Source organism: Azospirillum thiophilum, assembly GCF_001305595.1.
Classification (GTDB): domain Bacteria; phylum Pseudomonadota; class Alphaproteobacteria; order Azospirillales; family Azospirillaceae; genus Azospirillum; species Azospirillum thiophilum.
In genome coordinates this window covers 621,496-638,872 of record NZ_CP012402.1, presented here as the reverse complement: position 1 = coordinate 638,872, position 17,377 = coordinate 621,496, and the positions used below count along the sequence as shown (strand labels likewise).

Genomic DNA, 17,377 nt, shown 5'->3' with positions numbered 1-17,377 from the left:
CCCCGCATTCCCCCCGTGTGAACCGCATCATGGCCGCTTCCGACCTCGCCCGCCCCACCGGCAAATCGCTCAGCGCCGACGATGCGACGCTGTCGCTGGTCCGCGCCACCATCATCGTGCTGGTCCTGCTGCTGGCGGCCCTGCTGGCCTGGGCCACGCTGATGCCGGTCAAGGAGGCGGTCGTCACCGCCGGGCAGGTGGTGCCGTCCGGCAACGCCCAGGTCGTCCAGCATCTGGAGGGCGGCATCGTCGCGTCGATCCTGGTCAAGGACAGCGATCTGGTGGAGGCCGGCCAACCGCTGGTCATCTTCGACCCCAAGCAGGTCCAGGCCGAGCGCGACCAGATGAACGCCCGGCTGCTGACGCTCGACCTGCGGGCGGAGCGGCTGCGCGCCTTCGCCGCCGGGCGCGAGCCGGACTTCGCCCATGCCGCCGCGGCCGACGCCATCCAGATGGCGCCCCCCACGGCGCCCCCCATGGCGGCGCAGGCGGAGGCGCAGGTCGCCGACCAGCAGCTGATCTACGACACCCAGCGCCAGGCGCGTGACACCGCCATCGCCGTGCTGCGCTCCCAGGTATCGCAGCGCGAGGCCGAGCTGGCGCTGTACGAGGGCCAGCTCGCCAGCATCAAGGATCAGATCACGCTGATCACCGGCTCGGTCGACATCCGCAACAAGCTGGAATCGATGGGCCTGTCGTCCAAGCTGCAATCGCTGGAGACCCAGCGCGAGCAGTCGCGCCTGATGGGCGAGCAGCGGCGGATCGAGGGCCAGATCATCGCCACCCAGCAGGCGATCACCGAGGCCGGAAACCGCATCCTCGACCAATCGGCCAAGCTGTCGCAGGACGCCGTGACCGAGATGGGCACCGTCACCGCCGAGATCGCGCAGCTGCGCGAGGCCCGCGCCAAGCTGGACGACCGCGCCCAGCGGCTGACCGTGCTGTCGCCGGTGCGCGGGCTGGTGCAGGACCTGCGCGTCAACACCGTCGGCGCCGTGGTGCCGGAAGGCGGCGTGCTGATGCAGGTCGTGCCGGTCGACCATGAGATGACGGTGGAGGCCCATGTCACCCCGCGCGACGTCGGCCAGCTCCATGTCGGGCTGGAGGCGACGGTGAAGGTCCTGACCTATGATTTCGCCCGCTACGGCGCCATTCCCGGCACGCTGCTGCGCATCTCCGCCTCGACCTTCCTCGACGAGCAGCACCGCCCCTACTACAAGGCGATCATCGGGCTGAGCCGCAACCATGTCGGCCGCGACGACGTCCACCATCCGGTGCTGCCCGGCATGACCACCCAGGTCGAGATGACCACCGGCGAGCGGTCGCTGCTGGAATATCTGCTGAAGCCGATCTACTTCGCGCTGTCGGACAGCTTCAACGAACGGTGACGGGAGCCTTCTTCACGGGGGAGGCGGAGGCCTGCACCGGAACGCAAAAGGCCGCCGGTCCGGGGAGGGACGGGCGGCCAGCGGAAAAGCCGGTCGGGACGGTCGTGCGTTCAGAAGGCGCCGAGCGACCGGGCGAGGCCGGAGAACTCCTCGGCCAGCCAGCCTTCGCGGTGGATCAGATGATCCATCAGCCGCTTGAGCGCCGCTTCATAGGCCCGGGCGCGTTCGTCATCCGGCAGGCCGGCAGCGGCCAGACGGGCGACGAACTCATCCATAGCCCGTTCGGCCTTGCACGATCCGGTTTCGGTCATGGCGGGAAACAACCTGGGTGCGGTGGCGGCGAGTTGCTGGGAGAACATGAAGGCGCCTCGGATGCTGACGCGTTGCTTATACGGATAATGGGGCGGCGGCCTGTGGATGTGAAGATACGATTTAGCGTTTAAATGAGTTAAATTTAGTCGGTATTCGACATACCCTTGAAGTCCACACTCCCGGGACGGGGGTGAAACCGCATCGAAAGTTATTATCCGGAGCGTTGGGGCGACCGAATCTTACGGTCGGGCGGTAGCCCTTGATTCAGCTCGACAGAATCCGTCACCACATGCCAGTAGCAATAATGAGTGCCAGTCCGTAAAATCGCCGCTGATCCAGCAGCGCCCGTGAACGCCCCGTGAACGCCATGGCCGGCCGCCCCAACCGCAGCGCCTCCATACAGGGCACCTCGATACAGGGCGCCGCCTTGCAGACCGGCGCGCCCGATCCGGCCGCCGACAGCCTCGACAAGGTCAAGGCGATCCTGGCCCCGCTGGACCGGGCGCAGAAATCCAAGCTGTTCGAGCTGGTGCAGGCCGGCCATCTGGAAGACGACCAGATGACCATCGAGGTCGGGCGGCTGATCGTCGCCATGCTGAACGGCCCGCGCAGCGAACATGCCCGCCGCATCTGGACCGGCTGGTTCGACCCGGTGATGCTGCGCACCGACGCGCTGATGCTGGCCGAGGCGCGGCCACCCGGCTGCATGCATGTGGTCGATGCCGGCGCCTGGTGGTTCGCCCTGCTGCCGCACCTGCGCGAGCTGGCCGGGCGCGTCCAGGCCGACATCGCCGCGCGGGCAAGCGAACATCCGCTGGACGCCGTGCTCGCCTCCCCCGCCGCGGCGGACTGGGCGGAGGAGCTGCGCGCCGGCTCGCTGGCGGTCCTGCGCCGGCGCGGCGCGGCCGGCCCGCTGCTGGCGACCGCCAACGCCGAGCGGGCGACGCTGCTGCGCAAGCGCGGGCTGGGCAACGGGAGGATGGGCGGGGTGGCGCCGCTGTCGATGGGCGACCTGGCGATGCTGGACGCGATGCTGGAGCATGCCGCCCTGTGGAGGGGCACGGTGCGCCCGCGCGACACCATCGGCATCCTGCACAGCGTCTCCGGGATGATCGGCAGCGGCGGCGAAGCGGACGGCGCCCAGCTCTACGCCCTGTCGCTGGTCAACGCGTCGCGCGATCCCGACCAGGCGCTGGCGCTCTACGGGCTGTTCCCCAACTCGTCGCTGGTCGAGGCGGCGGTCGGCCATGCGCAGTTCGCCTGGCAGGGCCTGCGCCAGAAGCTGGAGGATCTGCATCTCGGCCGCCCCGCCCCGCCGCAGCTGACCGCCGGCGAGACGGCCGAGCGGCTGGCGGAGCGCGCCTTCCGCTGGTACGACGCGCTGCAGGGCTTCGGCATCGAACGCGGCGGCCGCAACTGGGCGGCGGTATCCACCGCGGTCGGGCGCACCACCGGGCTGGTGGAGGGCGAGGTGGTGCCGGTGCTGAGCCACCGGCTGCTGACGCTGAACGCCACCGCCTCGGCCCAGCCGCTGATCGAGCCGGTGCGCTTCATCAACAGCTTCAACCACCGCCTGCGCCGCCGCGGCATCGCCGCGTCCTCCAACCCGTGGCTGCCGGCCATCGGCGAGCATCTGGCCGCGCTGTTCCGCCAGATCGGCGTCTATGGCCGGGACGACGCGCTGCCGGCGATGGCGCGGCTGTGCGAGCTGGCGGAGGAGACCGGCTATCCCATTGAGGTGACGGCCATCGACAAGACCCTGCTGGCCATCGTCGAGAGCGCGCTGCGCGACGGGCGCGAACTGACCGGCGGGGAGAACCGGCTGATCGAGCGCGTGGTCACGGTCGCGACCGAGGAACGGCGCAAATGCCGCTGGTGGGTGTCGGGGGAGCTGGTCAGCCTGCTCGACGCCGCCCAGCAGCGCGGCATCGGCCCGACACCGGCCTGAGGGCGCCGGCCTGAGCGCCTTATAAGCGGCCGGTCAGTGGCCCGGCAGTGCGGCCCCGGCCGGGGAGCGCCGCTCCAGCGCGGCGAACACCATCGCGGCGGAGGCGGCCGACGCGCGGGCGGCCATGCGCTCCAGCGGCAACGGCGCGATCCGCTCCGCCTGCCCGGCCGAGCCGAACGCCTCGAAGCGCTCGCGGCAGAGGGCGCGGGCCGCCGCGGTCGCCTCGGCCAGGAACTTGCGCGGGTCGAACTCCTCGGCCCGCGTCATCATCGCGCGGCGCAGGCTGCCGCTCATGGCGAGGCGGATGTCGGTGTCGATGTTGACCTTGCGCACGCCGTTGCGGATGCCCTCGCGGATCTCCTCGACCGGGACGCCGTAGGTCTCGCGGATGCTGCCGCCATGGGCGCGGATGATCTCCAGCCACTCCTGCGGCACCGAGGACGAGCCGTGCATCACCAGATGGGTGTCGGGGATGCGGGCATGGATGGCGCGGATGCGGTCGATGGCCAGCACCTCGCCGGTCGGGCGGCGGCTGAACTTGTAGGCGCCGTGGCTGGTGCCGATGGCGATGGCGAGCGCGTCGACGCCGGTCCGCCCTACGAAATCGGCCGCCTGCTCCGGGTCGGTCAGCAGCTGTTCGCGCGACAGCGTGCCGGCGGCGCCGGAGCCGTCCTCCTCCCCTGCCCGCCCGGTCTCCAGCGAGCCGAGGCAGCCGAGCTCCCCCTCAACCGACACGCCGACGGCGTGGGCCTGCTCGACCACCTGGCGGGTGACGCGGATGTTGTAGTCATAGCCGGCCGGCGTCTTCATGTCCTCCAGCAGCGAGCCGTCCATCATCACGCTGGTGAAGCCGGAACGGATCGCCTGTTGGCAGACTGCCGGGCTGGCGCCATGGTCCTGGTGCAGGCAGACCGGGATGTGCGGCCACATCTCCACCGCCGCCTGGACCATGTGGCGCAGGAAGGGCTCACCGGCATATTTGCGCGCCCCGGCGGAAGCCTGGAGGATCACCGGGCTGGCGCAGTCGTCCGCCGCCTGCATGATCGCCTGGATCTGTTCCATGTTGTTGATGTTGAAGGCCGGCACGCCGTAGCCATGCCCGGCGGCATGGTCGAGGAGCTGTCGCAGGGAGATGAGGGCCATCGCGGGGGACTCCGGGTTCGGGGAGCGGGAGGGGTCAGGTCGGGGAGCTGTGCGCGGGATGGAGCCGCCGGGCGCGCTCCGCCACGGCTTCGGCAGTGATGCCGAAATGGCGGTAGAGGTCGCCGGCCGGGGCGGACTCGCCGAAGCGGTCGAGCCCGACCACGTCGCCCTCCAGCCCGACATACGTGCGCCACAGGCCGGTCGCCCCGGCCTCCACCGCCAGCCGGGGAACGCCGTCGGGCAGCACGGCGCAGCGCCAGTCCGCATCCTGGCGCGCGAAGACCTCGCAGCAGGGCATGGAGACGACCCGCGCGGCGATGCCGCGGCCGGCGAGCAGGCGCCGGGCCTCCATGGCGATCTGCACCTCCGACCCGGTGGCGATCAGCACAAGACGGGGATCGCCGTCATCGGCCAGCACATAGCCGCCGCGGGCCGCATCGCGGGCGCGGGTCGCACCGGACTGCGCCGGCAGGCCCTGGCGCGACAGCAGCAGGGCGGAGGGGCCGCCGGTCCGCTCCACCGCGGCACGCCACGCGACGGCGGTTTCCAGCGCGTCGCAGGGGCGCCAGACATCGAGGTTGGGGATCAGCCGCAGGCTGGCCGCCTGCTCGACCGGCTGATGGGTCGGCCCGTCCTCGCCCAGCCCGATGCCGTCATGGGTGAAGACATGGATCACCCGCAGCCCCATCAGCGCCGACAGCCGCAGGCCGTTGCGGGCATAGTCGGAGAAGACCAGGAAGGTGCCGCCGAAGGGAATGAGGCCGCCATGCAGCGCCATGCCGTTCATGATCGCCGCCATGGCGAATTCCCGCACCCCGTAATGGAGATGGCGCCCGCCGCTTCCCGGCCAGTCGGTGAGGGTGGAGCCGGTCAGGTCGGCCGAGCCGCCGAGCAGCTCCGGCAGCAGGCCGGCCAGCACGCCGATCGCCTGCTGCGACGCCTTGCGCGTCGCCATCGGCTCCGCCCGGTCGGCGACGGCTGCGATCCAGGCATCGGCGGCTGCGGCGAAGCCGTCCGGCAGGTCGCCGCGCAGGCGGCGCAGGAACTCGGCCGCAAGCTGCGGATGGGTGGCGGCATAGGCGTCGAAGCCGGCCTGCCACTCGGCCTCGGCGGCGGCCCCGCGCCCGCGGGCGTCCCAGGCGGCGCGCACCTCCGGCGGCATGTCGAAGGGCGCCGCCGTCCAGCCGAGCGCGGCCCTGGTCGCCGCCACCTCGGCGGCGCCGAGCGGGGCGCCGTGCGCCTCGGGCGTCCCGGCCATGGCGGGGGAGCCGTGGCCGATCTCCGTCCGGCAACAGACCAGGGTCGGCCGGCCGCAAGGCTCCAGCGCCCCGGCGATGGCGCCGTCCAGGGCGTGGGTGTCGTGGCCGTCGACGCCGCGGATCACCCGCCAGCCATAGGCCTCGAACCGCCGCGGCGTGTCGTCGGCGAACCAGCCGGAGACGGCGCCGTCGATGGAGATGCCGTTGTCGTCGTAGAACAGCACCAGCTTTTCCAGCCCGAGCGTGCCGGCCAGCGAACAGGCCTCGTGGCTGATCCCCTCCATCAGGCAGCCGTCGCCGACGAAGCAGAAGGTCCGGTGATCGACGATCCTGTGCCCCGGCCGGTTGAACTCCGCCCCCAGCAGCCGCTCGGCCAGCGCCATGCCGACGGCATTGGCGATCCCCTGCCCCAGCGGCCCGGTGGTCGTCTCCACCCCCGGCGTCAGCCCATGTTCGGGATGGCCGGGCGTGCGCGAGCCCAGCTGGCGGAAGCGGCGCAGCTCGTCCATCGGCAGGTCGTAGCCGGTGAGGTGCAGCAGGCCGTAGAGCAGCATGGAGCCGTGGCCGTTCGACAGCACGAAGCGGTCGCGGCCGGGCCAGTCCGGGTTGGCCGGATTGTGGCGCAGATGGCGCCGCCACAGCGCCTCGGCGATGTCGGCCATGCCCATCGGCATGCCGGGATGGCCGGACTTCGCCGCCTCCACCGCGTCGACGGCGAGCATGCGCAGCGCGTCGGCCAGCAGGCGGCGTCCGATGGGGCGGTTGGAGTCGGGGGTGGGGAGAGTGGCCAGCGGCGCGGCCGTGGTGACGGAGGCATCCATGGTCGGTGTCCTTCCCGGTGGGTGTTTTTCCGGCGGCACGCGAGGGTTGGGGTGCGGCCGTTTTTTGAAGAGGAGGGAATCCTCCCTCTCCCCCCGGGGAGAGGGTCGGGGTGAGGGGGATGCATGGGAGGATTCTTGGAGGAGGGCCGCAGCGCGTCCCCCTCACCCTAACCCTCTCCCCGGGGGGGAGAGGGGATTCGGGGGTGGTATGGCGCGCCTTCAGAACGCCTTCTTCTTGCGGTCGGCCAGTTGCCAGATCATCGGGGTGAAGATCAGCTGCATCGCCAGCGCCATCTTGTCGCCGGGACAGACGATGGTGTTGGGCCGGGTCATGAAGCTCTCCTTCAGCATCGACAGCAGATAGGGGAAGTCGATGCCCTTGGGCCGGGCGAAGCGGATGACCAGCATGCTCTCGTCCGAGGTCGGGATGTCGCGGGCGATGAAGGGGTTGCTGGTGTCCACCGTCGGCACCCGCTGGAAATTGACGTCGGTGCTGCTGAACTGCGGGCAGATGTATTTCACATAGTCGGGCATGCGCCGCAGGATGGTGTCGACGATCGCCTCCTCCGAATAGCCGCGCATGTTGCGGTCGCGGTGGATCTTCTGGATCCATTCGAGGTTGACGATGGGGACGACGCCGATCTTCAGGTCGGCATGGCGGGACAGGTCGACGCGCTCGGTGCGCACGCAGCCGTGCAGCCCCTCGTAGAACAGCAGGTCGGTGCCGGGCTCGATCTCCTCCCAGGGGGTGAAGGTGCCGGGTTCCTGGCCGTAGGGCTCGGCCTCCTTGACGTCGTGCAGGTATTTGCGGGTCCGGCCGCCGCCGGTCTCGCCATAGCTGCGGAACAGGTCGTCCAGCTCCTCGAACAGATTGGCGTCGGGGCCGAAATGGCTGAAGCTGGACTGGGGATCCGCCTGGGCCTCGGCGACCCTGGCGCGCATCTCCCGGCGGTCGTAGCGGTGGAAGCTGTCGCCTTCGACGATGGCGGCGGCGACGCCCTCGCGCCGGAAGATCTGCTGGAAGGTGCGGGTGACGGTGGTCGTCCCTGCCCCGGAGGAGCCGGTGACGACGATGATCGGATGACGGGCCGACATGGGGGCGGTCTCCTCAGCCGAGCGGGGCGGTTTCGGGCGCCAGGAACAGCGACCGGGTGCCGAACAGCGGCGATTTGAAGCTCAGATCCTCGCCGCGGTCGTAGGCGGCGTGGTAGGCGACCAGCCGCTCCACCTCGGCTTTCGATCCCAGGATCACCGGCACCCGCTGGTGCAGGGCCAGCGGCTGGATGTCGAGGATGCGCTGCCGGCCGGTGCTGGCCGCGCCGCCCGCCTGCTCCACCAGCATGGCGATGGGGTTGGCCTCGTAGAGCAGGCGCAGGCGGCCCGGCTTGTGGGTCGGGCGGGCGTCGCGCGGATAGAGGAAAACGCCGCCGCGGATCAGGATGCGGTAGACCTCCGCCACCAGCGAGGCGATCCAGCGCATGTTGAAGTCGGCCTCGCGCGGGCCGGAGCTGCCCTTGACGCACTCCTCGACATAGAAGCGCACCGGCGGTTCCCAGAAGCGGGCGTTGGAGCTGTTAATGGCGAACTCGCAGACATGGTCGGGGATGCGCATGTCGGGATTGGTCAGGGTGTAGGCGCCGATCTCGCGGTCGAGCGTGAAGCCGTGGACGCCGTCGCCGAGCGTGACGATGATCATGTCGGCCGGGCCGTAGAGGGCGAATCCGGCCGCCACCTGCTGGGTGCCGGGCTGGAGGAAATGCTCCACCTCCGGCTCCTCGATGCCATCGGGAGCCCGCAGGATCGAGAAGATGGTGCCGACCGTCAGGTTGACGTCGACGTTCGACGAACCGTCCAGCGGGTCGAAGGCCAGCAGATAGCGGCCGCGCGGGTATTCGCGCGGGATGCGGTAGGGCTCGTCCATCTCCTCCGACGCCATGCCGCAGAGCTTGCCGCCATATTCGCAGGTGCGCAGCATGATCTCGTTGGCGATCAGGTCGAGCGGCTTCTGCGTCTCGCCATGGACATTGACGCCCGGTTCGGGAACCGGGGCGGCGGGCTGGCCGGCCGGCGGCTTCAGCGAGCCGCGCGCGGCGGCGCTGGCGATGAACTTGCAGGCGGTCTGCACGTCGTTGAGCAGGGCCGTCAGGTCGGTGTCCGGGCCGCCGCGGCGGCGCTGATCCTCGATGATGAATTTGCTGAAGGTCGTTCGGCGGTGCGGCATCGGTTCCCCCTCTCTCGTCGTTTTGTGCGGCCGGATTCATGCCGGCCTATTGCGTGAAGACGCGGCTCTTGCGGATGTCCTCCTCGGCGATGGTCTGAAGATCGGCGGCGGCGATGGCGGCCCCGCGCGCCTCGAACAGGCGGTTGGCCTGGCGCAGCCGGGCACGGTCGAGCGCGTTGCGGATCGAGCGGGCGTTGGCGAAGCGCGGCTGGGCCATGCGGCGGACGATGTAGTCGGACATCGCCCGCTCGGCCTCCGGCGCCATGCGGTACTGCATGCCGGCTGCCATCAGCCGGGCGATCTCCAGCAGCTCCGACGCCTCGTAGTCGGGGAAGTCGACATGGTGGGCGATGCGCGACGCCATGCCGGGGTTGGAGCGGAAGAACACCTCCATGCGGTCGCGGTAGCCGGCGAGGATCACCACGAGGTCGTCGCGGTTGTCCTCCATCACCTGGAGCAGGATTTCGATGGCCTCCTGGCCGTAGTCGCGCTCGTTCTCCGGCCGGTAGAGGTAATAGGCCTCGTCGATGAACAGCACGCCGCCCATGGCGCGTTTCAGCACCTCCTTGGTCTTGGGCGCGGTGTGGCCGATATACTGGCCGACCAGATCGTCCCGGGTGACGCCGACCACATGATTGCGGCGGATGTAGCCGAGCCCGTGCAGCAGCCCGGCCATCCGGCGGGCGACGCTGGTCTTGCCGGTGCCGGGATTGCCGGTGAAGCACATGTGCAGCGACGGGGGCTCCGCCCTGAGGCCGATGCTGCGGCGGGCGCGCTCGACCAGCAGCAGGGCGGCGATCTCGCGGATGCGGGTCTTCACCGGGACCAGCCCGACCAGCTCGCGGTCCATCCCGGCCAGCAGGTCACCGATGCCGGACTGGCGGTAGAGCGCGTCGAGGTCGATGGAGGGTTCGGCGGCCGGGGAGGAGGCGGCCAGGGGTTCGGCGGTGTCAGGGGTGCGTTCGAGGAGGGCGGCAGGTCCGGGCTCAGCCGCCATGACCGGTCCCCGTACCATAGCGCTCCCCCGCCGGGCGGCCGGTGGCGTAGCTGCGCACCGTGTAGCCGATGCGCCGGCCCGGCCCCTCGGCGCGCAGCAGCTCGAAACCGGGCTCGACCGCCGGGCGGTTGACCAGGAAGGACATGCGCACCGTCTCGAACCCCTCCGAGCCGTCGAAGGCCAGCACCTTGACGTAGTGGTCGGGATGGGCGGTGCGGCAGGCGTCGATCTCCATCGTCACGCCCTTGGCGTCGCGCAGGTCAAACATCGGGTTGCCCCACATCGTCCAATAGCTGTTGCGCGGGTGCGGGTCGTCGGTGAACTCCACCGCCACCGCCCAGCCCTGGTCGAGGGCATATTGGACCTGCGCGGTGATCTCGCCCACCGTCAGGTCGGGCAGGAAGGAGAACTGGCCCTGGGTAAGCCGCATGGGTGTCGATCGCATCGGGCTTGCTCCTTCACATCGCCGCGGTTGGGGTGGGGACGTAATCGACGCTGTCGGTCGAGGCATAGTCGAAGGTGACGTCCTTCCAGGTGTCGAGCGCGGCGCGCAGCGGGGCACACCAGCGGGCGGCGTCGCGCAGGATCTCCGGCCCCTCGTTCCAGATGTCGCGGCCCTCGTTGCGGGCCTTGACCATCACCTCCAGCGCGACGCGGTTGGCGACCGCCCCGGCCTGGATGCCGTCGGGATGGCCGATGGTGCCGCCGCCGAACTGGAGGACGACATCCTCGCCCAGATAGGTCAGCAGCTGGTGCATCTGCCCGGCATGGATGCCGCCGGACGCCACCGGCATCATCCGCTTCAGCCCGGCCCAAGGCTGGTCGAAGAAGATTCCGTGCTGGAGATTCTGCGGGACATGGGTCTCGCGGCAGGTGTCGTAGATGCCGCGGATGACGTTGGGGTCGCCCTCCAGCTTGCCGACGACGGTGCCGGCATGGATGTGGTCGACGCCGGCCATGCGCATCCATTTGGCGATGACGCGGAAGGAGACGCCGTGGCTCTTCTGCCTCGTGTAGGTGGAATGGCCGGCGCGGTGCAGGTGCAGGATCATGTCGTTGCGCCGCGCCCATTTCGCCATCGACTGGATGGCGGTGTAGCCGATCACCAGATCGATCATGATGATGACGCTGCCGAGGTCGCGGGCGAACTCGGCGCGCTCGTACATGTCCTCCATGGTGGCGGCGGTGACGTTGAGGTAGGTGCCCTTGATCTCGCCGGTCTCGGCAATCGCGCGGTTCACGCCCTCCATGCAGTAGAGGAAGCGGTCGCGCCAATGCATGAAGGGCTGGGAATTGATGTTCTCGTCGTCCTTGGTGAAGTCGAGCCCGCCCTTCAGCGCCTCGTACACCACCCGGCCGTAGTTGCGGCCGGACAGCCCCAGCTTGGGCTTCATGGTGGCGCCGAGCAGCGGCCGGCCGAAGCTGTTCAGCCGCTCGCGCTCGACCACGATGCCGGTGGCCGGTCCCTGGAAGGTCTTCAGATAGGCGACCGGGATGCGCATGTCCTCCAGCCGCAGCCCCTTCAGCGGCTTGAAGCCGAAGACGTTGCCGATGATCGACGCGGTGAGGTTGGCGATCGAGCCCTCCTCGAACAGGTCGAGCTCGTAGGCGATGGAAGCGAAATACTGGCCGGGGGCGCCGGGCACCGGATCGACGCGGTAGGCCTTGGCGCGGTAGCGCTCGCAGTCGGTCAGCCGGTCGGTCCAGACCACGGTCCAGGTGGCGGTCGAGCTTTCGCCGGCGACCGCCGCCGCCGCCTCCTCCGGATCGACGCCGTCCTGCGGCGTGATGCGGAACAGGGCCAGGATGTCGGTGTCCTTGGGTTCGTAGTCGGGCTGCCAATAGCCCATCTGGCGGTATTTCAGCACGCCGGGCCGGTAGCGGGCCTTGGGATCGCTGACGACCGCCTCGCTGGGGGGAACCGTCGATACGTAATTCATCGTCTTCACCTCGCCGGAGCCGTTCGGTTCGTTCCGGCAAATGCTAGACGCACGTACTATTGAGGAAAATTCAAATATACAGCAGATTATGGATAGGGATTTCTCGCCTATCCCGGCTGCCACCGAGGGTGCAGATGACCATCCACCACGCCACGCTGCGCCAGCTCCAGATCTTCACCGCCGCCGCCCGCAGCCTGTCCTTCGCCCGCGTGGCCGAGCAGTTCGGCCTGACGCCGGGCGCGGTCTCGTTCCAGATCAAGCAGGTGGAGGGGCATTGCGGCTTCCCGCTGTTCGAGCGGGTCGGCCGCGGCGTCGTGCTGACCGAGGCCGGGCGCGACCTGCTGGAGCATGCGACGCTGATCCTCCAGGCGCTGGACAATGCCGACCGGCGGATGCTGGCGCTGAAGGGCGTCACCGGCGGCAACGTCACCATCGGGCTGGTCAGCACGGCGAAATACATCGCGCCGCACATGATCTCGCGCTTTCGCGAGGAACGGCCGGGTGTATCGATCCATCTGCGCGACGGCAACCGGCGCGAGGTGAACGCGATGGTCGCGAAGGGCGAGGTCGACCTCGCCATCATGGGCCGGCCGCTGGACGAGGATGAACTGCTGGGCGAGCCCTTCGCGCGGCATCCCAGCGTCATCATCTGCGCGCCCGGACATCCGCTGGCCGGCGCGGCGGGGTTGCGGCTGTCCGACCTTGCGGACTGCGGCTTCATCGCGCGGGAGGAAGGGGCCGGGACGCGGGCGCTGACCGACGCCTATTTCCAGGGCCGCGGCTTCACGCCGCGCATCGTCATGACGTCGAGCAGCAACGAGACGATCAAGCAGGCGGTGATGGCCGGCATCGGCATCGCCCTGTTGTCGCGCCACACCGTGGATCTGGAACTGGCGCTGGGGATGCTGTGCGAGCTGACGGTGGAGGGGCTGCCGCTGATGCGGTCCTGGTACGTCGCCCACCGCCGCAGCCTGCCGCTGCTGCCGGTCCATGCGCAGCTGCGCGCCTATCTGCTGGAACGCGGGCAGACGATCATCGACGGCCTGCACGCCAGCCATATGGCGCTGGCGGTGGCTGGAGGATCGGAGGCAATGGAATCCCCCTCTCCCCCCCGGGGAGAGGGTCGGGGTGAGGGGGATGCACAGGATGGATTCTCGGAAAAGGGCCGCCGCGCGCCCCCCTCACCCTAACCCTCTCCCCGGGGGGGAGAGGGGATCTTGCAGGGGAGAAGGGATCAGCGGGGGAGAGGGGATCTGCAGGGGGGAGATGCTCAGCGGGCCAGCCAGCCGCCGTCGACCGGCAGGATGGTGCCGTGGATGTAGTCGGCGGCGTCCGAGGACAGGAACACCGCCGGGCCGCCGATGTCCGACGGCAGGCTCCAGCGCCCGGCCGGGATGCGGCCCAGGATCTCGGCGCTGCGGTTCTCGTCGGCACGCAGCGCGGCGGTGTTGTTGGTGGCGACGTAGCCCGGCGCGATGGCGTTGACGTTGATGCCCTTCGACGCCCACTCGCAGGCCAGCAGCCTGGTGATGCCGGCGACGCCGCTCTTGGACGCGGTGTAGGACGGCACGCGGATGCCGCCCTGGAAGGACAGCATCGAGGCGATGTTGACGATCTTGCCCTTGCGTCCCTGGCCGATGGCGTAGCGGCCGAATGCCTGGCAGAGGAAGAACACCGTCTTGATGTTGAGGTTCATCACCAGATCCCAGTCGGCTTCGCTGAAGTCGACGGCGTCGGCACGGCGGATGGTCCCGGCATTGTTGACCAGGATGTCGAGCTGGCCGAGCGTGCCCACGGTTTCCTCGACCAGCCCCGCCACCGGGGCGATGCTGGTCAAATCGGCGTGGATGGCGTGGAACCGGCGGCCGGTCGCCTCGACCAGCACCTTGGTTTCGTCCAGCGACACGACGTCGACGGCGGCGATGTCGGCGCCGGCAGTGGCCAGCGCCACGGCGATGCCCTGGCCGATTCCGGTGTTGGCGCCGGTGACCAGCGCCACCTTGCCGCTCAGGTCGAATGAAGTGCTCATGGTCTTCGTCTCCGGTTCAGCGCATGTCGGCCAGGGCAACCTGGTCCATGTCGTCGAAGGTCTGGTTGTCGCCGCCCATCGCCCAGATGAACGAGTAATTGTGGGTGCCGACGCCGCAATGGATCGACCAGGAGGGCGAGATCACCGCCTGCTCGTTGGCGACCATGATGTGGCGGGTCTCGGTCGGCTCGCCCATGACGTGGAACAGCCGCGCGCTCTCCGGCAGGTCGAAGTAGAAATAGACCTCGCAGCGCCGCTCGTGGGTGTGGCAGGGCATGCTGTTCCACATGTTGCCGTTTTCCAGCATGGTCAGCCCCATGACCAGCTGCGCGGTGCGCACCACGTCGGGGTGGATCATCTGGTAGAGGGTCCGCTTGTTGCCGGTCGCCGTCTCGCCGAGATTGCGGGTCTTGGCCTGGGCGGCCGAGATCTTCATCGTCTCGAACCGGGCATGGGCCGGCGTGCTGACCAGATAGAACTTGGCCGGGCTGGCAGGGTCCAGGCTCTCGAAGCGGACGTCGACGCTGCCCATGGCGACATAGAGCGCGTCGCGGGTGTCGAGGTCGTAGACGCTGCCGTCGACCGTCACCCGCCCGGCACCGCCGACGTTGAACAGGCCGAGCTCGCGACGCTCCAGGAACGTGTCGCTGCCGATCTCCTTGGCCGACACCAGGGCGAGCGGGGCGGACACCGGCATGGCGCCGCCGGCGACGACGCGGTCGACATGGCTGTAGGTCAGGACGATGTCGTCGGGCTGGAAGATCGATTCGATGAGGAAACGGTCGCGCAGGGTCTGGGTGTCGTAGCCGCGCGCGTCGGCCGGATGGGTGTCGTAGCGGGTGGAGATTTTCATGGCGGCGGTCCTCTCAGGGCGGGCGGCGCGGCTGGCGCGGACGCCCGGGTAAAATCGGGCGGCCCCGGCTGCCCTCCCGTGGGGGACTGCCGGGGCCGGGATGTGCGTCACTCGGCGGCAACGGCCTGGGTGGAAACCGGGGTGCCGGCCTTGGCGGCCTCGGCGGCCAGGTAGCGGGGCGACAGCACGCCGAAGCGGCGGGCCCACCAGGCGGTCAGCGGCGGGGTCAGCAAGGCGGTGACGACGACGCTGGTGGCGACCAGGGCGGTGGCGGCCGGGGCGCTCGGGGCGAAGGACGGCTCGATCGAGGCGATGATCGGCGGGACGGTGACGGCGGCCCCGGCGGTGGAGGCGGCGCCGATGCCGGCGGTGCCGTTGCCCTTGGCCAGGAAGATGTCGGCCAGGACCAGCGTGGTGCCGGTGACGATGATGACGCCGACGCCGAGCACGATGCCGAGCAGGCCGGTGTTCAGGATCGTCGTGAAGTTCAGGTTGTTGCCCAGCGCGAAGGCGAAGAAGGGCACCATCACGCCGACGCCCTGGGTGAAGAAGGCACGCAGATCCTTGTCGAGGTTGCCGAGCGCGAAGCCGATGACGAAGGGCAGCAGCGCACCGACCATGGTCTGCCACGGGAAGACGGCCAGACCGGCGATGCCCAGCGTGACCATGGTCATGAAGGGGCCGGATTCCAGGCACATCAGGCAGAAGGCGCCGGCCTCCTCCTTGGTGCCGTACTGCTGCATCAGCGCCATGTACATGCCGCCGTTGGTGTCGTTCATCGCGGCGATGATCGCCAGCACCGACAGGCCGGTGAGGAAGCCCGAGCTGATGCCCTCGGTCGGGATGAACCAGGAGGCGACGACGCCGGCCAGCGCGGCGGTGATGATCTTGACCGAGACCAGGACGCCGCTCTTGCGCAGCACCAGCGGGGTGGCCTTCAGGCTGATGCTGGCGCCGATGCAGAAGAACCAGACCGACAGGATCGGCAGCGTGCCGGTGATCAGCCCGTTGGTGAAGGACCCGAAGAACTTGCCGGTGGTGGGCGCGAAGGTGTTGAGGCACGCCCCGAGAAACAGGGGAACGATCATCATCCCGCCGGGGATGCGGTCGATGCGCTTCTTGATGTTCATGGCGCTGGGCTCCTGAGTTGCCCGCTCTGGGCTGGTCCGCTTCGGGTTTGTCCGCCGGGAGCGTGCGGCCGGTTCGCCGCGGTGGCTTGGTGTGTACTAGTATACTAGTACGCAGCGCTGCGACCGCCTTTGACCTGGATCAATCGGGATGCGGAATTCGGCGGCGGGGCTTGCGCATCGGTCCGGCGGGGCAGCAAGCGCCGGACCTCATCCCGCAAGCCGGGCCGCGGCGCAGTCTATGACATGACGTCGATGACGATCTTGCCGAATGGTCCCCGGTCCAGACGGTCGAACGCGGCAGGAAGGTCGGCGAGCGGATAGCGGGAGTCGACGACCGGCTTGATGCCCGTTCGATCGACCGCACGGACCAGCCGCTCCAGAGCCCTTCTGCTGCCGGTTCCGATCCCATGGATCGTGATGTCCTTGAGCATCAAGGGCATTGCGGGTGCCTGGATGTCCCAGCCGTCGAGCGCGCCGATCTGACAGACACGGCCACCCACCGCCGTGACCTGCACTGACCGACCGAGATGTTTGCCGCCGATGACCTCCAGCACGATATCCACGCCGCGCTCGGAGGTGAGCCGGTAGACGGCTTCCACCCAGTCGCTGCCGGCGTCGATGAAATGATCCGCGCCGAGCGCCTTCGCGCGTGCCTCGTATTCAGGCTGACCGCAGACGATCACCCTGGCACCGTTGGCCTTGGCGATCTGCATTCCGAAAAGCGCGACCCCGCCCGTGCTGGGGATCAGAACCGTGTCGCCCGCCTGTACCCCGGCCCGCTCGACAAGCGCAAACCAGGCCGTGAGGCCGGCGACCGGAAGCGCGCAGGCCTGCCATGGCTCGAGCGTTTCCGGCGACGGGGCGAACCATTCCTCCGGCATGGCGACATACTCGGCAAGCACACCCGGATAAAAGCCGCCCAGGGTTTGATACGCAGGCTTGCGGGCGGTACCGGCACGCAACCCGTCGATCCAGTCCGGGGTCGGCGTGGAGATGACCTTCATGCCCAATCCGAAGCGGCTTGCGCCTTCGCCGAGCGCCACCACTTCGCCGGCAAGGTCGGAGCCGGGCGTGAAAGGGAATGTCAGCGGCAGCCCGCGGCCGGTCTCGACGACCATCTTGTCGCGATAGTTCAGCGCCACCGCATTGACCCTCACCAGAACCTCCCGCAGGCCGGGCCGGGGGATCCCGACATCGTTCAGCCTGAGGCTCTGCTTGCCTATCGCATCGATTTCCCAGCGTTTCATCGTCGTCATTTGCCGCTCCATCCCATCCCTGACCACGCACGGCGTCCGGCACCATGTCGGACGCCCTGCGTGTCATCGGGAGGACTATG

Annotated in this window: 15 protein-coding genes; 3 read left to right on the top strand and 12 right to left on the bottom strand. The window is 69.3% G+C overall.

Annotated features, from left to right (window positions below; genetic code table 11):
• Nucleotides 1-29 precede the first annotated feature (29 nt).
• Entirely contained in the window at nucleotides 30-1,388 is a 1,359-nt protein-coding gene (locus AL072_RS16615; RefSeq protein WP_045583404.1) for an HlyD family type I secretion periplasmic adaptor subunit, read from the top strand.
• A 110-nt stretch (nucleotides 1,389-1,498) separates the two neighbouring features.
• On the opposite strand, the gene AL072_RS33530 is transcribed toward AL072_RS16615, so the two are convergent.
• Complete coding sequence (locus AL072_RS33530; RefSeq protein ID WP_245636897.1) at nucleotides 1,499-1,747, bottom strand: hypothetical protein; 249 nt, start codon at nucleotides 1,745-1,747, stop codon at nucleotides 1,499-1,501.
• A gap of 320 nt (nucleotides 1,748-2,067) precedes the next feature.
• Between AL072_RS33530 and AL072_RS16610 the strand changes: the two genes are divergently transcribed.
• Nucleotides 2,068-3,648, top strand: coding sequence for a hypothetical protein (locus tag AL072_RS16610; protein ID WP_045583405.1), 1,581 nt, complete (start codon nucleotides 2,068-2,070; stop codon nucleotides 3,646-3,648).
• 33 nt (nucleotides 3,649-3,681) lie between these two features.
• Here AL072_RS16610 and fba read toward each other — a convergent pair whose 3' ends face one another.
• The 7 genes from fba to AL072_RS16575 form a co-directional block, all read right to left on the bottom strand.
• On the bottom strand, nucleotides 3,682-4,791 hold the full coding sequence (gene fba / locus AL072_RS16605; protein WP_045583124.1) for a class II fructose-bisphosphate aldolase: 1,110 nt from the start codon (nucleotides 4,789-4,791) through the stop codon (nucleotides 3,682-3,684).
• Between the two features lie 34 nt (nucleotides 4,792-4,825).
• A complete protein-coding gene (gene tkt, locus AL072_RS16600; RefSeq protein ID WP_082109046.1) occupies nucleotides 4,826-6,871 on the bottom strand; it encodes a transketolase in 2,046 nt (681 codons plus the stop codon).
• 219 nt (nucleotides 6,872-7,090) lie between these two features.
• Nucleotides 7,091-7,966 carry a phosphoribulokinase gene (locus AL072_RS16595; protein ID WP_045583125.1) on the bottom strand — a complete coding sequence of 292 codons (876 nt, stop codon included), beginning with the start codon at nucleotides 7,964-7,966 and terminating at the stop codon, nucleotides 7,091-7,093.
• Nucleotides 7,967-7,979: 13 nt separating this feature from the next.
• Nucleotides 7,980-9,092, bottom strand: a complete 1,113-nt coding sequence (locus AL072_RS16590; protein ID WP_045583126.1) for a class 1 fructose-bisphosphatase — start codon at nucleotides 9,090-9,092, stop codon at nucleotides 7,980-7,982.
• Nucleotides 9,093-9,138: 46 nt separating this feature from the next.
• Nucleotides 9,139-10,089: a CbbX protein gene (gene cbbX, locus AL072_RS16585; RefSeq protein ID WP_245636896.1), complete on the bottom strand. Its 951-nt coding sequence runs from the start codon at nucleotides 10,087-10,089 to the stop codon at nucleotides 9,139-9,141.
• Nucleotides 10,079-10,534, bottom strand: coding sequence for a ribulose bisphosphate carboxylase small subunit (locus AL072_RS16580; protein WP_245636895.1), 456 nt, complete (start codon nucleotides 10,532-10,534; stop codon nucleotides 10,079-10,081). The genes cbbX and AL072_RS16580 overlap by 11 nt, the downstream gene beginning before the upstream one ends.
• A 13-nt stretch (nucleotides 10,535-10,547) precedes the next feature.
• Nucleotides 10,548-12,029, bottom strand: a complete 1,482-nt coding sequence (locus AL072_RS16575; RefSeq protein ID WP_045583128.1) for a form I ribulose bisphosphate carboxylase large subunit — start codon at nucleotides 12,027-12,029, stop codon at nucleotides 10,548-10,550.
• Nucleotides 12,030-12,163: 134 nt separating this feature from the next.
• Here AL072_RS16575 and AL072_RS16570 point away from each other — a divergent pair, with 134 nt between their 5' ends.
• Complete coding sequence (locus AL072_RS16570; RefSeq protein WP_144428264.1) at nucleotides 12,164-13,219, top strand: LysR family transcriptional regulator; 1,056 nt, start codon at nucleotides 12,164-12,166, stop codon at nucleotides 13,217-13,219.
• An 80-nt stretch (nucleotides 13,220-13,299) separates the two neighbouring features.
• Here AL072_RS16570 and kduD read toward each other — a convergent pair whose 3' ends face one another.
• The 4 genes from kduD to AL072_RS16550 form a co-directional block, all read right to left on the bottom strand.
• Nucleotides 13,300-14,058: a 2-dehydro-3-deoxy-D-gluconate 5-dehydrogenase KduD gene (gene kduD, locus AL072_RS16565; protein WP_045583129.1), complete on the bottom strand. Its 759-nt coding sequence runs from the start codon at nucleotides 14,056-14,058 to the stop codon at nucleotides 13,300-13,302.
• A gap of 16 nt (nucleotides 14,059-14,074) precedes the next feature.
• Nucleotides 14,075-14,911, bottom strand: coding sequence for a 5-dehydro-4-deoxy-D-glucuronate isomerase (gene kduI / locus AL072_RS16560; protein WP_045583130.1), 837 nt, complete (start codon nucleotides 14,909-14,911; stop codon nucleotides 14,075-14,077).
• 107 nt (nucleotides 14,912-15,018) lie between these two features.
• Nucleotides 15,019-16,041 carry a 2-keto-3-deoxygluconate transporter gene (gene kdgT, locus AL072_RS16555; RefSeq protein ID WP_045583131.1) on the bottom strand — a complete coding sequence of 341 codons (1,023 nt, stop codon included), beginning with the start codon at nucleotides 16,039-16,041 and terminating at the stop codon, nucleotides 15,019-15,021.
• A gap of 236 nt (nucleotides 16,042-16,277) precedes the next feature.
• Nucleotides 16,278-17,297 carry a zinc-dependent alcohol dehydrogenase family protein gene (locus AL072_RS16550; RefSeq protein WP_045583132.1) on the bottom strand — a complete coding sequence of 340 codons (1,020 nt, stop codon included), beginning with the start codon at nucleotides 17,295-17,297 and terminating at the stop codon, nucleotides 16,278-16,280.
• Nucleotides 17,298-17,377 lie beyond the last annotated feature (80 nt).

Excerpts from the sequence above, each read along its gene's own strand:
- AL072_RS16615 (WP_045583404.1), top strand. The coding sequence starts at position 30 with ATGGCCGCTTCCGACCTCGCCCGCCCCACCGGCAAATCGCTCAGCGCC.
- AL072_RS33530 (WP_245636897.1), bottom strand. The coding sequence starts at position 1,747 with ATGTTCTCCCAGCAACTCGCCGCCACCGCACCCAGGTTGTTTCCCGCC.
- AL072_RS16610 (WP_045583405.1), top strand. The coding sequence starts at position 2,068 with ATGGCCGGCCGCCCCAACCGCAGCGCCTCCATACAGGGCACCTCGATA.
- fba (WP_045583124.1), bottom strand. The coding sequence starts at position 4,791 with ATGGCCCTCATCTCCCTGCGACAGCTCCTCGACCATGCCGCCGGGCAT.
- tkt (WP_082109046.1), bottom strand. The coding sequence starts at position 6,871 with ATGGATGCCTCCGTCACCACGGCCGCGCCGCTGGCCACTCTCCCCACC.
- AL072_RS16595 (WP_045583125.1), bottom strand. The coding sequence starts at position 7,966 with ATGTCGGCCCGTCATCCGATCATCGTCGTCACCGGCTCCTCCGGGGCA.
- AL072_RS16590 (WP_045583126.1), bottom strand. The coding sequence starts at position 9,092 with ATGCCGCACCGCCGAACGACCTTCAGCAAATTCATCATCGAGGATCAG.
- cbbX (WP_245636896.1), bottom strand. The coding sequence starts at position 10,089 with ATGGCGGCTGAGCCCGGACCTGCCGCCCTCCTCGAACGCACCCCTGAC.
- AL072_RS16580 (WP_245636895.1), bottom strand. The coding sequence starts at position 10,534 with ATGCGATCGACACCCATGCGGCTTACCCAGGGCCAGTTCTCCTTCCTG.
- AL072_RS16575 (WP_045583128.1), bottom strand. The coding sequence starts at position 12,029 with ATGAATTACGTATCGACGGTTCCCCCCAGCGAGGCGGTCGTCAGCGAT.
- AL072_RS16570 (WP_144428264.1), top strand. The coding sequence starts at position 12,164 with ATGACCATCCACCACGCCACGCTGCGCCAGCTCCAGATCTTCACCGCC.
- kduD (WP_045583129.1), bottom strand. The coding sequence starts at position 14,058 with ATGAGCACTTCATTCGACCTGAGCGGCAAGGTGGCGCTGGTCACCGGC.
- kduI (WP_045583130.1), bottom strand. The coding sequence starts at position 14,911 with ATGAAAATCTCCACCCGCTACGACACCCATCCGGCCGACGCGCGCGGC.
- kdgT (WP_045583131.1), bottom strand. The coding sequence starts at position 16,041 with ATGAACATCAAGAAGCGCATCGACCGCATCCCCGGCGGGATGATGATC.
- AL072_RS16550 (WP_045583132.1), bottom strand. The coding sequence starts at position 17,297 with ATGACGACGATGAAACGCTGGGAAATCGATGCGATAGGCAAGCAGAGC.